This is a genomic window from Mesorhizobium sp. B283B1A (assembly GCF_020165735.1).
Lineage (GTDB): Bacteria > Pseudomonadota > Alphaproteobacteria > Rhizobiales > Rhizobiaceae > Mesorhizobium > Mesorhizobium opportunistum.
Genome location: NZ_JAIUIQ010000020.1, coordinates 55,571 through 72,148 on the forward strand (window position 1 = coordinate 55,571; position 16,578 = coordinate 72,148).

The following is a 16,578-nucleotide window of genomic DNA, read 5'->3' on the forward strand; positions in this document are numbered from 1 at the left end:
ACCGGCCGGCGCCGACCACCTTGCGCCCGATCAGCCTGCAAACGTGTAGGCGGTCTTCACCGTGGTGTAGAACTCCATGGCATAGCGGCCCTGTTCGCGCGGGCCGAAACTCGAGCCCTTGCGGCCGCCGAAGGGAACGTGGAAGTCGACGCCCGCCGTCGGCAGATTGACCATCACCATGCCGGCTTCGGAGTTGCGCTTGAAGTGGGTCGCGTGCTTCAGGCTCGACGTGCAGATGCCCGACGTCAGCCCGAAGGGCGTGTCGTTGGCGACGGCAAGCGCCTCGTCATAATCCTTGACGCGGATGACGCTGGCGACAGGGCCAAAGATCTCCTCGCGCGAAGAGCGCATGGCATTGGTGGCCTCGGTCAGCAGCGCCGGGCGCAGGAAGAAGCCCGGCGTCTTGCGGTCGAGCCGTTCGCCGCCGAAGGCGAGGGTCGCGCCTTCCCTGACACCGACGGCGATGTAATCCTCGTCCTGCTTCAGCTGAGTGGCGTCGACGACGGGGCCGATCTGGGTCTGCGCGTCGAGCGCATCGCCGATGACCAGCTTGCCCATCCGGTCCTTGAGCGCGTCGACGAAACGATCGTGGATGGCGTCGGTCACGATCAGCCTGGACGAGGCCGTGCAGCGCTGGCCGGTCGAGAAGAAGGCGCCGTTGAGCGCGCAATCGACGGCGACCGCGAGATCGGCATCGTCGAGCACGACCAGCGGGTTCTTGCCGCCCATTTCGAGCTGGAACTTGCGCATGTGCTCGACGCTGGCGGCGGCGACGCGTTTTCCCGTGCCGACCGAGCCGGTGAAGGTGATGGCGTTGACATCGGGGCTGTCGAGCATGGCCTGGCCGACCACCGAGCCCTTGCCCATGACGAGGTTGAGCACGCCCTTGGGCAGGCCGGCGCGATGCAGGATGTCGACGAGGGACCAGGCGCTTTCGGGAACGAGTTCCGCCGGCTTGAAGACGATGGTGTTGCCGTGGGCCAAAGCGGGCGCGATCTTCCAGGCCGGAATGGCGATCGGGAAATTCCAAGGCGTGATGATGCCGACCACGCCGACCGCTTCGCGGGTGATCTCGACGCCGACGCCCGGGCGCACGCTTGGCACCATTTCTCCGGACAGGCGCAATGTCTCGCCGGCGAAGAAATCGAATATCTGGGCGGCGCGAATGGTCTCGCCAATGCCTTCGGCTAGCGTCTTACCCTCCTCGCGCGCCAGATTGCGGCCGATCTCGTCCTTGCGGGCCATGATCTCGTCCGCGGTCTTCTTCAGCACCGCATGGCGTGCCAGCGGACCGGAGCGGGACCATGCCGGAAACGCCGCCTTGGCCGCGGCGATTGCCTGGCCGGCCTGTTCGACGCCAGCCGAGGCATATTCGCCGACCACATCGCCGGTATCCGAGGGGTTGATGTTGCGGGAGCCGGCGTCGCCGACCCACTCGCCATCGATGAGGTTCTTGCGAAATACGTTCATGATCTTGCCTTCCTTGCCTTGGCTGCTGGCTTGGCTGCTGGCCGCGCGGCGGCATCCGTCTGAATTGGTATTTGCCAGACAATTGCCTTGCGGGAAAGCACGCACTGGCCGAGACGCCGCGACAAAAATGCCCAGGCTTGTCTCCGCGCTGATGGTGCGGTGCATTCCGAAAACCAATCCGGCTAATAACCACGCGGCGTCATCCACGCCCCGATGAATCGCCCTGTACAGTAGTGTCCATGAGCTTGATTTGGCCGGTGCGGCGTGTCATGCGTCGTGCGATGGCGGCACTCGAAACGACGATCCAGCGCACCGGCGCCACCGGCAACGTCAAGGCCACTCGTGAAGACTGGCTGAAGCTTGCGCTTGAAACACTGATCTCTGATGGTGTCGAGCGCGTCCGCGTGCTGACGCTGGGCCAGCAGCTCGACGTCTCGCGCTCGAGCTTCTACTGGTATTTCAGGAGCCGGCAGGATCTCCTCGACCAGCTGCTGGATCATTGGCGGCAGACCAACACGAAATTCATCGTCGAGCGCGCCAGGCGGCCTTCCGCCACCGCGGTCCGCGGGGTGATGAGCATCTTCGAATGCTGGGTCGACGAAAGGCTGTTCGATCCCCGGCTGGATTTCGCGATCCGGGCCTGGGCGCGCCGTTCGCCGGCAATCCGGCGCGCGCTCGACGAAGCCGACGAGGAACGCGTCAACGCCATCCGCGACATGTTCATGAGTCATGGTTATGACGAGGAGGACGCATTCGTTCGTGCCCGCATCCTCTACTTCATGCAGATCGGCTATTACTCGCTCGAACTCGACGAGCCGATGAGCAGCCGTTTGCCTCACGTCGCTTCGTACCTGCGCAGCTTTACCGGCCAGGAACCCACGACCAAGGATGTCGAGGATTTCTCGCATTATGTGGTGGAGACGATGGCACGCAAACGCTAACGCCAGTCGTTGTGTACAAAGCCGGCACGCAAACTAGACATATATGTACAATGCCACTACGCTTCCCTGAGAAATCAGGCTTGTCCGCCGCACCATGACCAGACGCTATTCCGCGTTATCGCTCTTCAAGGAAGGCGTGGCCGGCCAGACCGGTTGGAAGCAGGCCTGGCGCTCGCCCGAGCCCAAGCCGGCCTATGACGCAATCGTCATTGGCGGCGGCGAACACGGGCTGGCTACGGCCTATTACCTGGCCAAGAACCACAACATCGCCCGAGTGGCCGTGCTGGAAAAGGGCTGGATCGGCGGCGGCAACACCGGCCGAAGCAAGCTGCGTATCCATGTCGACCGCGGTCTTGCCGCCTACCTCTGGACGTGGATGGAGCAGGCCACGTCGCGGCCGGAAGCTAGAGCGTGAAGGACCAGAACAGGCAGGCCAGCATCGCGGCGGCGAAGACCACGAAGAACAGGCTGCGCAGCAGCACGTTGCGGCGCAGCTCGTTCATGACGAAGTGACAGCCGATGACGACCACGGCAAACAGGAACCGCCAGTTCAATAATGCCAGCAGGGCGCTGCCCTGGCCGAAGGCCCATCTTGCAAGAAGACCACCGACAATGGTGGCAAGCAGCACGATCACTGTCCAGAAGATCGCGTCGGCGGCATGGGTCAGCACGATGCTGGCCGCACGGATCGGCAGGATCATCATCAGCAGCGCGGTGAAGAAGTAGACGGCGGCCAGCGGAATGAACGTCCCGGCATCGGCAATGCCGTCGAGACGCCTGACGCCGATCGCCCCATAGGGATAGCCGTGCCTGGCCACCGCAAGGCTCAACGCCATGAGCAAGGCCGTCAGCACAGCGACCAGCGCGAAGGATATGAGGGCTTTGCTCATGATGTTCCTGTCCCAGACGAATCAGACAGGAACGTTGTAGCCGGCGGTCGTAAACTGCGGGTAAGCGAGCTTACCCGGGACGCCGATTTCGACCTCTGCGCAAGCCGATGACGAGAGGCTATTCGGCGGCGACCCTGCCCGCCGAGCGGTTCGCCAGCACGAAGCCGACTTCGACCACGGCCTGCGCGGCGCGCTTCAGGATCGCCTCGGAGCGCAGCACGCCGTCGGTGAAATCCTTGTCGGTGGCGTAGACGGCGGTCGGCAGGGTGAAGGCCGCCCCACTGCCCGCTGGGGCCGATCGCGCTCGCCGCCTGCCTGCAGCTCGACGCGGTCAGCTACAATAGCTTCATCCAGGAGCAGAGCCTCGGCATCCATTACAACGCCGGCAACGACCTGCTCGACTATGCCGCCAACAAGGACGTCTTTCGCTACGAGGACGGCTATGTCGCCATTCCCGACGGCCCGGGCCTGGGCGTCGAGATCGACGAAGAGTCAAGGAGCGCGCCAAGGAAGGCCATCGCTGGCGCAATCCGATCTGGCGCCACAAGGACGGCTCCTTCGCAGAGTGGTGAAGAGATTAGATCGCCGGTCTCGGCAGGTCAGCTATTTCTTTGCAATCGCTAATTTAAGGCCTATGCTTGGGCATCGGCCGCCAGTTCTTCGGATGCGTCCGACAGTGAGAGGTGTGTGCTCTTGCCCGTATGGGAGAGAGCCTTGCCCCAATCCCTCTTTCGCAACCAGGTGCTGAAGGCCCTCTCCTCGCAGGACTTCGCGCTTTTGCGGCCATCGCTGCATCACGTCGAACTGGACATCAGGGACCAGTTGGAGGTCGCGCATCAGCCGATCAAGAACGTATACTTTCCCGAGAGGGGCATCGCGTCGGTGGTCGCCACCATGACCGGCGGGCGGCAAAGTGAAGTCGGCATTATCGGCTATGACGGGATGACAGGAATTGCCGTCATTCTCGGACAGGAAAGCACTGCCAACGAGACCTATATCCAGGTCGCGGGCAATGGGTGGCGCCTGCCGGTTGAAAACCTTCGCCCTGCGATTGCGGAAAGCCCGTCGCTTCGCACGTCAGTGCTGGACTATGCCCACGCATTCCTTGTGCAATCGTCGCGAACGGCACTGGTCAATGGTCATTCGAAAATCGAGGAACGCCTGGCCCGCTGGCTGCTGATGATCCATGACCGCGCCGAAGGAGACAAGATCTACCTGACGCATGAATTTCTGGCGACCATGCTCGGCGCCCACCGTCCCGGGGTCACCACGGCCCTGCAAATGCTTGAATATCGAGGACTGGTGCACGCCAAGCGCGGCGAGATAACGATCGTCGACCGCGCCGGATTGATAAAGCTCACACACGGTGCTTACGGCGAGGAGGAGCAGCGTTACTTCGGCCTGGCCGCTGCCTGAAGCATGCCCAAAAGCATATGCAGTTTTGGGCGGTTCGCAGCGACTGTCCGCTATCGGACATAGGCTTGAAGGCGGTCGAATTCGTGCCATAAAGTCGGGCTGGTCAGGGTTTCAGGGAGGAATTCTTCATGACCAATTCGTTTCGCACCATCACTGTTGAAAAAGCCGCCGAAGCCTATGTCCTTTCCAGGGGAAGGACCCGGTTTCTCTCCATCGCACAGGCGATCCTTGCCATCCGAACACTGATGCCGGCATGCAAGGCCACCGACCGCGAGTTGGAGGAATTGGTGGCGGCCGCATCCTTCGTTCATGGCGTGCCCGTCGCCTTCGACGCAAGAAGGGCCAAAGCACCACGGCTCCATTCGTAGGCCCGTTGATGTCCGCGCCCGTGGAGACGCCAACCTTGTCGGACGTCCGACTGGCGATCGTCCGGCACCTGATCGACAATGTCGAGAGCACGAGCATTTCGATATCCGAGGTGAACCGCGCCGTGAGGCGCGTGTTTCCGCTTTGCGAACTTACCGATTGGGAACTTGACGATCTCATTGCGCGAAGCGCGATCGGCGCTGGATTTGCGATCGATTTCGATGCGGGAGGATCCTGGCCGGATCGGAAACCGATCGGAAAATCAGCGGCCTAGAAGGTGACTGGTGGAGCCAATCGGAATCGAACCGACGACCTCTTGAATGCCATTCAAGCGCTCTCCCAACTGAGCTATGGCCCCACTTCCGGAGTCAACCGGCGCCGTTGCCGGCGAAGAGATCCGGCGCGGGTTGGAACACCGCGCCGTTAGTGCAGGCGGCTTCTAACCCCGCCTTTCCCAGATATCAAGCCTTGAGTTCCGGCTTTTTGTTCACAGGCCGAGAAAGCCTGCAAACACTTGCATTCCAGGCCGATCAGACCTCGTCGTCGTCGTCGCCGACGCCGATCATGTCGGCGACGTCGTCGTCTTCTTCCTCTTCGTCGGCAAGGAAGGTGTCATCCTCGTCGTCGCCCAGCTCGACATCCTCATCGTCGCCGAGATCGGGCAGATCGTCGCCCTTGGCGTCCTCGTCAGCCTCTTCGAGCGAGACGACTTCAACGCCCTCTTCGTCCTCGGCGTCCACTTCCTTCTCGGCCACTTCCTCTTCCTCCTCGAGGGCGGCGATCTTGCCTTCCTCGAAATAGGAACGCGGATAGGTCTTGCCCGTATAGGGCGAGACGATCGGGTCCTTGTTCAGGTCGTAGAATTTTCGACCCGTCTCAGGGTCGATACGCTTTGTGCCAAGTTCGTTTTTTGCCACGGCAAGCCTCGTCAATAAAAGAGTGGTCCCCTTAACCACAGTTTGGGGCGCTGTCAAAGCGAAAAGCCGGCGTCACAAAACCAAGTCCTGAAAGGCCTCGCGCCAAGTGACGGCCATGGGGATGACCATTTCGCCCCGCCGTGATACGAGACCGCCGCAACAAATGAAAAGCGCCGGCCCGCCGGCACTGCGTCCAGGGAAATTCCATGTCTCACGCCGCCGCTGCCAAGCCGGCCACCGCCCGCAAATCGTCAGCCCTTTCCGGCACCGCACGGGTGCCGGGAGACAAATCGATTTCGCACCGCTCCTTCATGTTCGGCGGCCTCGCCTCCGGCGAGACCCGCATCACCGGCCTGCTCGAAGGCGAAGACGTGATGCGCACCGGTGCGGCCATGAAGGCAATGGGCGCGCATATCGAAAAGCGCGGCACCGAGTGGGTGATCCGCGGCACCGGCAACGGCGCGCTGCTGCAGCCGGAAGGCCCGCTCGATTTCGGCAATGCGGGGACCGGCTCGCGACTGACCATGGGCCTCGTCGGCACCTATGACATGGAAACCACCTTTATCGGCGACGCCTCTCTGTCGGGCCGGCCGATGGGCCGCGTGCTTGAACCGCTGCGCCAGATGGGCGTGCAGGTGTTGAAGGCGACGCCAGGCGATCGCATGCCGATCACGCTGCATGGACCCAAGCACGCCGCCCCGATCACCTACCGCGTGCCGATGGCCTCGGCGCAGGTGAAGTCGGCGGTGCTGCTCGCCGGCCTCAACACGCCCGGCATCACCACGGTGATCGAGCCGGTGATGACACGCGACCACACCGAAAAGATGCTGAAGGGGTTTGGCGCCAATCTGTCGGTCGAAACCGACGAGCGCGGCGTGCGCCACATCTTCATCGAAGGCCAAGGCAAGCTTAACGGCCAGACGATCGCGGTGCCGGGCGACCCGTCCTCGGCCGGCTTCCCGCTGGTGGCGGCACTGATCGTGCCGGGTTCCGACATCACAATCGAAAACGTACTGATGAACCCGACCCGCACCGGCCTTCTGCTGACGCTGCAGGAGATGGGCGGCAACATCGAAATCCTCAACCCGCGCAATGCCGGCGGCGAGGATGTCGCCGACCTGCGTGTGCGTTATTCCGAGCTCAAGGGCGTCACCGTGCCGCCCGAGCGGGCGCCGTCGATGATCGACGAGTATCCGGTGCTGGCGGTCGCGGCGAGCTTTGCCGAGGGCGAGACGCTGATGCAGGGGCTGGAGGAACTGCGGGTGAAGGAATCCGACCGACTGTCGGCGGTGGCCAACGGGCTGAAGCTCAACGGCGTCGACTGCACCGAGGGCGAGGCTTCGCTCGCGGTACGCGGCAAGCCGGGCGGAAGGGGGCTGGGCGGCCATCCCAACGGGTTGGATACGACGGTGCAGACCCATCTCGATCACCGCATCGCCATGAGCTTCCTGGTGATGGGCCTGGCGACGGAAAAGCCGGTGACGATCGACGACCAGGCGATGATCGCGACGAGTTTCCCGGAATTCATGGGGCTGATGAAGGAACTGGGCGCGGAAATAGGGTAAAGGTTGATGGCAAGCGCGAAGCAAGCAGAGATGTCGCCGGGACAGCGCCCCCCTCTGTCCTGCCGGACATCTCCCCCACAAGGGGGGAGATTGGCAGCTTGGGCGCCCCGTTCAATTCTGCAACGTGGACAATTGGTGAAGGCCGCGATCATAGGCGATCTCCCCCCTCGTGGGGGAGATGTCCGGCAGGACAGAGGGGGGCGTGAAGGATCGCGGCGCTCAACCCTTTTGTTGGCCCGCCAATGACACACGTCTTCACCATCGCCATCGATGGACCCGCCGGCGCCGGCAAGGGCACGCTGGCCCGGCGACTGGCCGACCATTACCGGCTGAACCTGCTCGACACTGGCCTCACCTACCGCGCGGTGGCCCATGCGCTGCTGCGGCTCGGCCTGCCGCTCGACAATGTCTCGGCTGCCGAAACCGCCGCGCGCCAGGTCGATCTGGCGACGCTTGACCGCGCGGTTTTGTCGGCGCATGCGGTCGGCGAGGCTGCCTCGAAGGTCGCGGTGTTCCCGACCGTGCGGCGCATCCTGGTGGAAAAGCAGCGCGCGTTCGCCAAGACGCCGCCGGGCGCGGTGCTCGACGGGCGTGACATCGGCACCGTCGTCTGTCCCGACGCCGACATCAAACTCTATGTCACGGCAAGCGCCGAAGTACGCGCAAGGCGCCGGCTGGCGGAGATCGAGAGCATCGGCGGCACCGCCAATTTCACCGAAATCCTCGCCGACATCGAGCGCCGCGACGAGCGCGACATGGGCCGTGCCGACTCGCCCTTGAAGCCGGCCACCGACGCGCACTTGCTTGATACCAGCGAAATGGCTATAGAAGCCGCGTTTCTCGCGGCCATGACTGTCATCGACGACGTGCTGGCCAAGAGAAATAAAGCCTGATCCGGGTTTTCCCTCGTTTTCCGTTGCCGGAAGCGCAGAAAATACCCATATCGGGCACGAACCAGCCTGCCAGCATTCTTCATGCGCCGGAATTGCCGCTTGAAAAGCGGCCCAGGGCTTTTTTAGCCCGGAACGCCGGCAGGCCAACGCAACGCTAACCCACGGCGCCCGTCCCGCTTCAGATGCGGGACACTCCAGGAGAAAATATGTCAGCTGCAAATCCCACTCGCGATGATTTCGCGAGCCTGCTCGAAGAATCATTTACCGCCGGCCATTCCGGCGAAGGCCAGGTCGTCAAGGGCACGATCACCGCGATCGAAAAGGACATGGCCATCATCGACGTCGGCCTCAAGGTCGAAGGCCGCGTGCCGCTGAAGGAATTCGGCGTCAAGGGCAAGGACACCACCCTCAAGGTCGGTGATACCGTCGAAGTCTATGTCGAGCGCATCGAGAACGCGCTTGGCGAAGCGATGCTTTCGCGTGAGAAGGCCCGCCGCGAAGAGAGCTGGGTCCGTCTCGAAGAGAAGTTCACCAAGGGTGAGCGCGTCGAAGGCGTCATCTTCAACCAGGTCAAGGGCGGCTTCACCGTCGACCTCGACGGCGCCGTGGCCTTCCTGCCGCGCAGCCAGGTCGATATCCGCCCGATCCGCGACGTCTCCCCGCTGATGCACAACCCGCAGCCCTTCGAGATCCTCAAGATGGATCGCCGCCGCGGCAACATCGTGGTCTCGCGCCGCACCGTGCTCGAGGAAAGCCGCGCCGAACAGCGTTCGGAAATCGTGCAGAACCTCGAAGAGGGCCAGGTTGTCGAAGGCGTCGTCAAGAACATCACCGATTACGGTGCGTTCGTCGACCTCGGAGGCATCGATGGCCTGCTGCATGTCACCGACATGGCATGGCGCCGCGTCAACCATCCGACCGAAATCCTCAACATCGGTCAGACGGTCAAGGTGCAGATCATCCGCATCAACCAGGAAACCCACCGCATCTCGCTCGGCATGAAGCAGCTCGAGAGCGATCCGTGGTCCGAGATCGGCACCAAGTTCCCGATCGGCAAGAAGATCAAGGGTACCGTCACCAACATCACCGACTACGGCGCGTTCGTAGAGCTGGAGCCGGGCATCGAAGGCCTCATCCACGTTTCGGAAATGTCGTGGACCAAGAAGAACGTGCACCCCGGCAAGATCCTGTCGACGACGCAGGAAGTCGACGTCGTGGTGCTCGAGGTCGATCCGGCCAAGCGCCGCATCTCGCTCGGCCTCAAGCAGACGCTTGAGAATCCGTGGCAGGCGTTCGCCTCTAGCCATCCGGTCGGCAGCCAGGTCGAGGGCGAGGTCAAGAACAAGACCGAGTTCGGCCTGTTCATCGGCCTGGAAGGCGACGTGGACGGCATGGTGCACCTGTCCGATCTCGACTGGACCCGTCCGGGCGAGCAGGTCATCGAAGAGTACAATCGCGGCGACATGGTCAAGGCGCAGGTGCTCGACGTCGACATCGACAAGGAGCGCATCTCGCTCGGCATCAAGCAGCTGGCCAAGGATACGGTCGGCGAAGCGGCCAACAGCGGCGAACTGCGCAAGAACGCCGTCGTCACCTGCGAGGTGATCGGCGTCAAGGATGGCGGTCTGGAAGTGCGGCTTGTCGAAAGCGGCATCGAGACCTTCATCAAGCGTTCCGACCTCAGCCGCGACCGCGACGAGCAGCGCCCCGAGCGCTTCACCGTCGGCCAGAAGGTCGATGCCCGCGTCATCGCCTTCGACAAGAAGACCCGCAAGCTGCAGGTCTCGATCAAGGCGCTGGAAATCGCCGAAGAGAAGGAAGCCGTCGCTCAGTACGGCTCGACCGACTCCGGCGCTTCGCTGGGCGACATCCTGGGTGCCGCGCTGAAGAAGCAGGGCAACTAAGGCGTCAACCATCGACGGCACGCCTCGCGTGCGACCTCACAAAAAGACCCGCCGGAGCGATCCGGCGGGTCTTTTCTTTACGGGAACATAAACTTCGTCGCGTATTTGCCAGTGGTCCAAGGGAATACCTTCCATGAGCAATGGCGCCAACAATGCCGCCGCGCGACCTTCCTGGTTGCTGCGTCTTTACACCAACGCGCCTGTCCTGTTCTGCTTTTGCGCAATGGCGATCCTGATGACCGCCCTTTGGAGCCTGGGCTTCAGGCTCAACAATGACGCGGACGATCTGCTCAAGCTCCACGAAATCCGTACTTTGCTTGAGACGGGCAATATCTTCGACCGGACGCTGCCCGGTATCGTCCAGCCCGAGCCCTATGTCTCGCACTGGCCATGGATCGTGGACTTGCCCTATGCCGCCTTCGCGCGGCTGGTCACCCCGTTCGCCGGCTTCGAGCCGGCTCTGATGCTGGCAAGCTTCGCCGTCCCGCTGCTGCTGCTTGCGCCGGCGCTCTATTTCTACAACCGGCTGGTGATCGCCACCGGCTTTGCCTATCCGGCCGTTGCATTCCCGTTGGCGCTGATCTTTGCCGCGCGCACCTTCTTCGAATTCGCCCCGGGACGGATCGACTATCACAATCTGCAAATCCTGCTGCTTCTGGCAGCGCTGGTGTTGATGATGTCGCGAAATCGCTTTTCCGCCTTCTTCAACGGGCTGCTGGCGGCCCTGTCAATCGCCGTCAGCGCCGAGTTCGCGCCGTTCTATGCGCTGGTGATCGCGGTGTACGCTTTCGACTGGATCTTTGACCGCGAAGGCGGTGAAAGCCGGATCGTCGGTTTCGGCCTCGCCTTGGCCGCCGGGGCGATCGGCCTGTTCGCGGCGATCGTGCCGCCCTCCGCCTATACCGCGGTCAGATGCGACAGCTATTCAACGCCGCACGTGACGGCGCTGGTCGCGGCCGGGCTTTCATTTGCCGTCGTGCCTTTGCTTGCCGGCCGGCGTGGAGGATGGCCCATGCGCACGGCAATCCTGCTGGGGTTCGCGGCGGCAAGTGCCGCGGCGCTGGCCGTGTTGTTTCCGCAATGCCTGGCCAGCCCCTATGCCTCGCTCGACGCCTATGTTCGCGACAACATGATCAACAGAATTCTTCAGGAACTGAGTCTGTTCCGGCGCCCTGATTTCGTCCTGTCGGCTGGCTTTCCCAGCATGGCGCTGCTGTTTGTCGGCGCGCTCGCGCCAACCGTCCTCTGCGCCGGGCCGCACGGTCGATGCCGGCCTCTCGTGATATTGGCGCTGTTCTCGCTGTTATCGCTGGTGCTTGCGATCGGCTATGTCCGCTACTTCCGCTACCTTCCGGTTTTTTCCGGCATCGGCCTCATCTTCGCCCTGGCGAGCCTCCTGCCGCCAGATGCTAGTTTGGGGCGCTATTTGAAATCTTCGGTGCCGGCGGCATCGCGGAAATACGCGTTGATCCTGCCCGGTCTCGTCTTGTCCGGCGCAATGGCGCTGTACCATCTGTCGGTAAAGACGTCCGAAGCGGCGGTCCCCGCCGCCGAATTCGCCGATAGCTGCTATTCCAGCCGTTTTGAGCCGCAACAGGGTTGGCCATCGAACGCCGTCGTTCTGTCTCCACCGCTGATCGGCTCGCATTTTGTCGCCCTTGCCGAAGGTCCCAAGGTGGTGACGATCGCCAATCATCCGTCGGCCAAGGGAATCGAACGAAGCTACCGTTTTCTTGATCCGGCGACCGCCGACCCACGCGCGATACTCGATGCCACCAAGGCAACGCATGTCGCGATTTGCGCCTGGCGAGGCCCGGCTTTGCCGGCGCTGGAAGCCGCCTATCCATTCGCGGCGGGGTTGATTGAAGGCCGGCCGCCGGCATGGTTGCGCGAGTGCCCCACAGCCGCTTCATCGCCGCTGCGGATCTACAGCTATCGCAATGCCGATGGATCGGATGCCGTGTGCCCGGCTTCGACGCTCGCGGTTCAGGCCCGGCCGTAGAGCGGCACCAGCGTTCCGCTCATCGCCTGATTGGCGGGTGAGGCCAGGTAGGCGATGGCCTCGGCCGCGGCTTCGAGGCTGACCCATCTGGTGAAATCGGCGTCCGGCATATCGGCACGGTTCGCCGGCGTGTCGAGCGTCGACGGCGCCACGGCATTGACCAGGATACCCTCGGCCTTGAGTTCCTCCGCCATCGCCACCGTCATCGCCGCGACGGCTGCCTTGCTGGCCGCGTAGGCAACCATGCCGGCACCGCGCCTGAGGTCGAGCCCGGCGCGCGCGGTGACATTGACGATGCGGCCGGCGGTGCCTGACTCCAGCATCGAGCGGATGGCCGCGCGGCTGCACAGGAAGGTGGTGCGGGCGTTGGTGTCCATCATCTCGGCAAAGGACGCCGATTCGATCTTTTCCACCGGCGCCGCGGCAAAGCCGCCGGCCAGATGGACCGATCCCCACAAGGCGGGAACCTGAGCATAGAAGGCCTCGACCTTGGCGGAGTCCGACAGGTCGACATTGTGTGCCAGCATGACGTTCTCGTGCGCGGCGAAAGGAAAATGCTGGGGTGCCGCGGCGTGCGCGTTCGGCACGTGGCAGATCGCACCTTGCTCCAGCAGCCTGCCGACCACCGCGCCACCGAGCGCGCCGGTTCCGCCGGTCACAACGATATGCCTGCCCTTAAGTGTTTCCGTCATCCTGGACCGCTCCTGTCGTTTTTTATGATTTTGTCGCTTGTTGCCGCCCGACGCGAAGCGTCGCGCCTTTCGGGCGATCACTCAATTGATATATCGACATGGCAGCCGTCACGTCTTTGCATGCGTCAGGCAGCCGCGCGACAGGCAGAGCCGCCGCGCGCGGCTCAACCTGCGCAAAAGCCAAGCCGGCGAAGGATACGATACTGGATGGAAAATCAACGCTGTCCCGAAGGCTTCAATCGATCGTGATTTCGATGACGCATGGCAGTCCCGTCGCCCGGGCGCGCTTCAGGGCCCGCGGCAAGGCGCCGACATCGGCCAGCCGTTCGGCGCCGATGCCATAGGCCTCGGCCAGCTTGCAGAAATCCGGCGGCGCCGGCGATACGCCGACAGGTTCCACGCCGACATCGAGCATCGAGGTTTCGATCTCGCGATAGCCGCGATTGTTCCAGACGATGAAGATGACGGGGGCCGCGGCATCGAGCGCCGCGCCGAGCTCCGGCAACGTGAACTGGAACCCGCCGTCGCCGGTCAGGCAAATGACCGGCGCATCGGGCACGGCAAGTGCTGCGCCGATCGCCGCCGGCGGGCCGTAGCCGAGCGCGCCGAAGCCGGTGGAGGCGTTGAACCAGCCGCCTGGCCGGTCGTGATCATAGTAGAGGTTGGCGGCGTAGATCGGCTGTGTCGAATCACCGACGATAATCGCGCCCGGCAAGGTGTCGCGTATCATTTCCACCGCATGCACCTGCGCCACATAGGCCGGGCTCAGCTCGGCAAAGCCGGCCTCGCGTGCAGCCGCGGCGCGTACCTGGCCGTCCGGCGCGGCCGGGTGAGCGGCGCCGATCGCGGCAAGCAGGGCCTCGATCGCCTCGGTGCAATCGGCCTGGATGGCGACCGTCACCGGACGTCGCGCAAGCTGGTCGGCGCCGATGTCGATGCGGATCAGATTGGAAGGCAGGACGAAGCCGCCGTCGCCATAGCCGTCATAGTCGGTCGGCCCGAATTCCGTGCCGGCGGCAATCACCAGATCGGCGTCCGCCATCAGGGCGCGAACCGCCTTCAGGCTCGGGCTTGCCGGAACGCAGAGCGGATGGCGGTGCAGCAGGCCGCGCGCATTGGTGGTCTCGACGACCGGTGCGCCCATCGTCTCGGCCAGGCGACGCAGCGCCATGTCGGCACGCTTGGCGCCGCCGCCGGCAAGGATCAGCGGACGGCGCGCGGCGGCGATGAGTTTGGCCGCATCCGCAATTGCCGCGCCGTCGGGCGCCGGCGGTGCGACGTTGCTCAACAGGGCGGCGATGCCGTCCGCCGGCTCGACCATGACATCGGTCGGGATCTCGATATGCACCGGGCCGGGGCGGGAAGACGAAAACAGCGCGAAGGCCCGTGCCAGCGCGCCGGGCAATTCATCGGCTTCGGTTATGCGTTGCGAAAACAGGGCCACCGTTTCCATCATGCCGCGCTGATCCGGCAGCTCATGCAGGAAGCCCAGCCCCTTGCCCAGCGTCGGCATGGCGTTGACGCCCGAGATGACCAGCATCGGCACCGAATCGGCGCGCGCCTGGCCCATGGCGGTGATGGTGTTGGTCAGCCCCGGTCCGGTGATGACGAAGGCGACGCCGGGCCTGCCGCTGGCGCGGGCATAGCCGTCGGCCATGAAGCCGGCGCCCTGCTCATGGCGCGGCGTGACGTGACGGATTTTCGAGCGCGCCAGGCCACGGTAGAGCTCGACCGTGTGGACGCCTGGAATGCCGAAGACGGTATCGACGCCATGCGCTTCAAGCAGCGTGATGAGGGCTTCGCCGAGTGTCGTCATTGGTTTTCCTCCCCTTCCGGCTCGAGGCCCAGTTCGGCCTCGACGGTCTTGATGCCAATCGCCGCCAGTTCGCCGGGCGAGAACATCTCGCCGGCCAGGCAGCCTTCGATCCAGAGTCCGTCGATGATCGCATTGATCGCGATGGCATGGTGGCGCAATTGGCTTGTGTCCGGATTGCGCTGCTCGGCGGCGAGTACCTCGGCCACAACCGCCTCCACCTCATTGCGAAAACCAAGGTAGCCTTCGCGGTGGGCATGAGCCAGGGTCGGATCCGCGCTGGCGCGGCCGATGAAGGTTGCCCAGAGCGAAAACACCCGCGTATCGATGATCGGCGCATCGAGGTTGGCGGTGATGAAAGCCGCAAGACGCTGACGAGGCGAGGCGTCTTCCATGACCAACGCCGCTTTCGCCTGCTCGGTCATGCGGCCCATCAGCGCCGCATAGGCTTCCTGCAGCAATTCTTCCTTGCTGGGAAAATAGTGCCGGATCAGCCCGGCGGTGACGCCGGCCCGCAATGCGATGGTGCGCAAGGTGGCGCCCTGCAGGCCATGTTCCGCCACGCTGTCCAGGGTGGCCTCGATCAGATCCTGCCGCCGCCGCTCCTCGCCCTCGCGACGGAAGCTGCGGCGGGATGGCGTATTCATTGGCGCAGGATCGGCCGCGTCAGGCATGTCGGCCCGCCCTCGCAGGCGATGCAGAGCGCATCCGCCTCGAAGATTTCGACCGTGCAGCCGGCGGCTTCCATCGCGGCTTTGGTCTTTGGAAAGCCTGCAACGGCAATGACCTTGAGCGGGCTGGTCGGCAACACGTTCAGGCTGAGGCCATTGGAAGCCGCGAACTCTTCCGCGTCGCCTTCGACCAGGCGGATGTTGCGCGCCTTCAGCATCTGATAGAACGGAGCCGGCAAAAGCGGTGAATAGACCAGTGCGAGGTCGTCGGCCAGCGGGCTGATCACCGACATCAGATGCAGGCACGCCTCCTCGCCCTGCCACAGCGGCAGGTCAAAGCCGTAGACGGAAACGCCGAGCGGCGTCAGCAGGTTGGAAACCTGCTGGATGCCTTCCTGGTTGGAGCGGACACCGCGCCCGATCACCAGCGTGCGGGCATCAAGCCATACACAATCACCGCCTTCGACCTGGCCGGGAGCCTCGACCCGGCCGAGGATTGGAATGCCCAGCCTTCGGTAGGTTTCCTCATGCAGCGAGGGCTCCCTGGCGCGCAAGGGCTTGCCCATGGACAGGATCAACGCGCCGCGGTCGGTCATCAGCGACGGGTCGTGCGTGAACACCGAGTCCGAAAGTCCATCCGCGGTGTCCTCGATCCATTCGATCTCGGCACCGGAAGCCGTCACCAGTTCAGCAAGGAGCGCGTGCTGCGATGCCGCTTTCGCCGGGTCGAAACCCGGGCCATAGTGCCAGGCAGCCCTGTCGGCATTGCGCATGGCGTTGGCCGCCGACCGCATCAGCACGCGTCGCAGCGGTGCCGCCATGGACTGTGATCCGAAAGCGCTCATAGAGGCCCTTTTTCTGCTGAAAAAAATCGAAAAAATTTCATGGAAGGCTATTTATACACTTGCACAACAAGCTCGCAAGTGCCGTAATGAGCAGGATTGACGGGCTCTCGCCGTTGGGTCCATGCTGAAGTCTGGAGTGGGCAGTACAGCGTATATGTTGATTAGCTGGATAGACGTTCGACGAACCGCCGAC

Annotated in this window: 14 protein-coding genes, 1 tRNA gene and 2 pseudogenes; 9 read left to right on the plus strand and 8 right to left on the minus strand. The window is 63.6% G+C overall.

Annotated features, from left to right (window positions below):
* Positions 1–30: 30 nt before the first annotated feature.
* Positions 31–1,470 (minus strand): aldehyde dehydrogenase family protein, encoded by a 1,440-nt coding sequence (locus LB577_RS18520; RefSeq protein WP_224687795.1) that lies wholly within the window; start codon positions 1,468–1,470, stop codon positions 31–33.
* Between the two features lie 281 nt (positions 1,471–1,751).
* Here LB577_RS18520 and LB577_RS18525 point away from each other — a divergent pair, with 281 nt between their 5' ends.
* Both LB577_RS18525 and LB577_RS18530 read left to right on the plus strand, forming a co-directional pair.
* Positions 1,752–2,411, plus strand: coding sequence for a TetR/AcrR family transcriptional regulator (locus tag LB577_RS18525; RefSeq protein ID WP_224687844.1), 660 nt, complete (start codon positions 1,752–1,754; stop codon positions 2,409–2,411).
* 94 nt (positions 2,412–2,505) lie between these two features.
* Positions 2,506–2,736: pseudogene (locus LB577_RS18530) on the plus strand (FAD-dependent oxidoreductase); the annotation flags it as partial.
* Positions 2,737–2,815: 79 nt separating this feature from the next.
* On the opposite strand, the gene LB577_RS18535 reads toward LB577_RS18530, so the two are convergent.
* Positions 2,816–3,301 carry a hypothetical protein gene (locus LB577_RS18535; RefSeq protein WP_023775862.1) on the minus strand — a complete coding sequence of 162 codons (486 nt, stop codon included), beginning with the start codon at positions 3,299–3,301 and terminating at the stop codon, positions 2,816–2,818.
* Positions 3,302–3,580: 279 nt separating this feature from the next.
* On the opposite strand from LB577_RS18535, the pseudogene LB577_RS18540 reads away from it, so the two are divergent.
* The 3 genes and pseudogenes from LB577_RS18540 to LB577_RS18550 form a co-directional block, all read left to right on the plus strand.
* A pseudogene (locus LB577_RS18540) lies at positions 3,581–3,873 on the plus strand (enolase C-terminal domain-like protein); the annotation flags it as partial.
* 115 nt (positions 3,874–3,988) lie between these two features.
* On the plus strand, positions 3,989–4,717 hold the full coding sequence (locus LB577_RS18545; RefSeq protein ID WP_318013509.1) for a Crp/Fnr family transcriptional regulator: 729 nt from the start codon (positions 3,989–3,991) through the stop codon (positions 4,715–4,717).
* A 128-nt stretch (positions 4,718–4,845) separates the two neighbouring features.
* Positions 4,846–5,085 (plus strand): hypothetical protein, encoded by a 240-nt coding sequence (locus tag LB577_RS18550; protein ID WP_023767476.1) that lies wholly within the window; start codon positions 4,846–4,848, stop codon positions 5,083–5,085.
* Positions 5,086–5,365: 280 nt separating this feature from the next.
* Here LB577_RS18550 and LB577_RS18555 read toward each other — a convergent pair.
* Both LB577_RS18555 and LB577_RS18560 read right to left on the minus strand, forming a co-directional pair.
* Positions 5,366–5,441, minus strand: a tRNA-Ala gene (locus LB577_RS18555).
* A gap of 172 nt (positions 5,442–5,613) precedes the next feature.
* Positions 5,614–6,000 (minus strand): TIGR02300 family protein, encoded by a 387-nt coding sequence (locus LB577_RS18560; protein ID WP_023767474.1) that lies wholly within the window; start codon positions 5,998–6,000, stop codon positions 5,614–5,616.
* Between the two features lie 206 nt (positions 6,001–6,206).
* Between LB577_RS18560 and aroA the strand changes: the two genes are divergently transcribed.
* From aroA to LB577_RS18580, 4 genes are all read left to right on the plus strand, one after another.
* Entirely contained in the window at positions 6,207–7,565 is a 1,359-nt protein-coding gene (gene aroA, locus LB577_RS18565) for a 3-phosphoshikimate 1-carboxyvinyltransferase (RefSeq protein ID WP_224687797.1), read from the plus strand.
* 242 nt (positions 7,566–7,807) lie between these two features.
* Entirely contained in the window at positions 7,808–8,458 is a 651-nt protein-coding gene (gene cmk / locus LB577_RS18570) for a (d)CMP kinase (RefSeq protein WP_224687798.1), read from the plus strand.
* Positions 8,459–8,664: 206 nt separating this feature from the next.
* Complete coding sequence (gene rpsA / locus LB577_RS18575) at positions 8,665–10,362, plus strand: 30S ribosomal protein S1 (protein ID WP_013891536.1); 1,698 nt, start codon at positions 8,665–8,667, stop codon at positions 10,360–10,362.
* Between the two features lie 133 nt (positions 10,363–10,495).
* Complete coding sequence (locus LB577_RS18580; protein WP_224687799.1) at positions 10,496–12,364, plus strand: hypothetical protein; 1,869 nt, start codon at positions 10,496–10,498, stop codon at positions 12,362–12,364.
* Here LB577_RS18580 and LB577_RS18585 read toward each other — a convergent pair.
* From LB577_RS18585 to LB577_RS18600, 4 genes are all read right to left on the minus strand, one after another.
* Positions 12,349–13,056: an SDR family NAD(P)-dependent oxidoreductase gene (locus LB577_RS18585; protein WP_023767470.1), complete on the minus strand. Its 708-nt coding sequence runs from the start codon at positions 13,054–13,056 to the stop codon at positions 12,349–12,351. The two genes, LB577_RS18580 and LB577_RS18585, sit on opposite strands and share 16 nt — an antisense overlap.
* 235 nt (positions 13,057–13,291) lie before the next feature.
* Positions 13,292–14,872 (minus strand): 5-guanidino-2-oxopentanoate decarboxylase, encoded by a 1,581-nt coding sequence (locus LB577_RS18590; RefSeq protein ID WP_224687800.1) that lies wholly within the window; start codon positions 14,870–14,872, stop codon positions 13,292–13,294.
* Positions 14,869–15,543 (minus strand): TetR family transcriptional regulator C-terminal domain-containing protein, encoded by a 675-nt coding sequence (locus LB577_RS18595; RefSeq protein WP_023775881.1) that lies wholly within the window; start codon positions 15,541–15,543, stop codon positions 14,869–14,871. The genes LB577_RS18590 and LB577_RS18595 overlap by 4 nt, the downstream gene beginning before the upstream one ends.
* Positions 15,513–16,385 carry a dimethylarginine dimethylaminohydrolase family protein gene (locus LB577_RS18600; protein ID WP_224687801.1) on the minus strand — a complete coding sequence of 291 codons (873 nt, stop codon included), beginning with the start codon at positions 16,383–16,385 and terminating at the stop codon, positions 15,513–15,515. Before LB577_RS18600 ends, LB577_RS18595 begins: the two co-directional genes overlap by 31 nt.
* Positions 16,386–16,578 lie beyond the last annotated feature (193 nt).

Excerpts from the sequence above, each read along its gene's own strand:
- LB577_RS18520 (WP_224687795.1), bottom strand. The coding sequence starts at position 1,470 with ATGAACGTATTTCGCAAGAACCTCATCGATGGCGAGTGGGTCGGCGAC.
- LB577_RS18525 (WP_224687844.1), top strand. The coding sequence starts at position 1,752 with ATGGCGGCACTCGAAACGACGATCCAGCGCACCGGCGCCACCGGCAAC.
- LB577_RS18535 (WP_023775862.1), bottom strand. The coding sequence starts at position 3,301 with ATGAGCAAAGCCCTCATATCCTTCGCGCTGGTCGCTGTGCTGACGGCC.
- LB577_RS18550 (WP_023767476.1), top strand. The coding sequence starts at position 4,846 with ATGACCAATTCGTTTCGCACCATCACTGTTGAAAAAGCCGCCGAAGCC.
- aroA (WP_224687797.1), top strand. The coding sequence starts at position 6,207 with ATGTCTCACGCCGCCGCTGCCAAGCCGGCCACCGCCCGCAAATCGTCA.
- cmk (WP_224687798.1), top strand. The coding sequence starts at position 7,808 with ATGACACACGTCTTCACCATCGCCATCGATGGACCCGCCGGCGCCGGC.
- rpsA (WP_013891536.1), top strand. The coding sequence starts at position 8,665 with ATGTCAGCTGCAAATCCCACTCGCGATGATTTCGCGAGCCTGCTCGAA.
- LB577_RS18580 (WP_224687799.1), top strand. The coding sequence starts at position 10,496 with ATGAGCAATGGCGCCAACAATGCCGCCGCGCGACCTTCCTGGTTGCTG.
- LB577_RS18585 (WP_023767470.1), bottom strand. The coding sequence starts at position 13,056 with ATGACGGAAACACTTAAGGGCAGGCATATCGTTGTGACCGGCGGAACC.
- LB577_RS18590 (WP_224687800.1), bottom strand. The coding sequence starts at position 14,872 with ATGACGACACTCGGCGAAGCCCTCATCACGCTGCTTGAAGCGCATGGC.
- LB577_RS18595 (WP_023775881.1), bottom strand. The coding sequence starts at position 15,543 with ATGCCTGACGCGGCCGATCCTGCGCCAATGAATACGCCATCCCGCCGC.
- LB577_RS18600 (WP_224687801.1), bottom strand. The coding sequence starts at position 16,385 with ATGAGCGCTTTCGGATCACAGTCCATGGCGGCACCGCTGCGACGCGTG.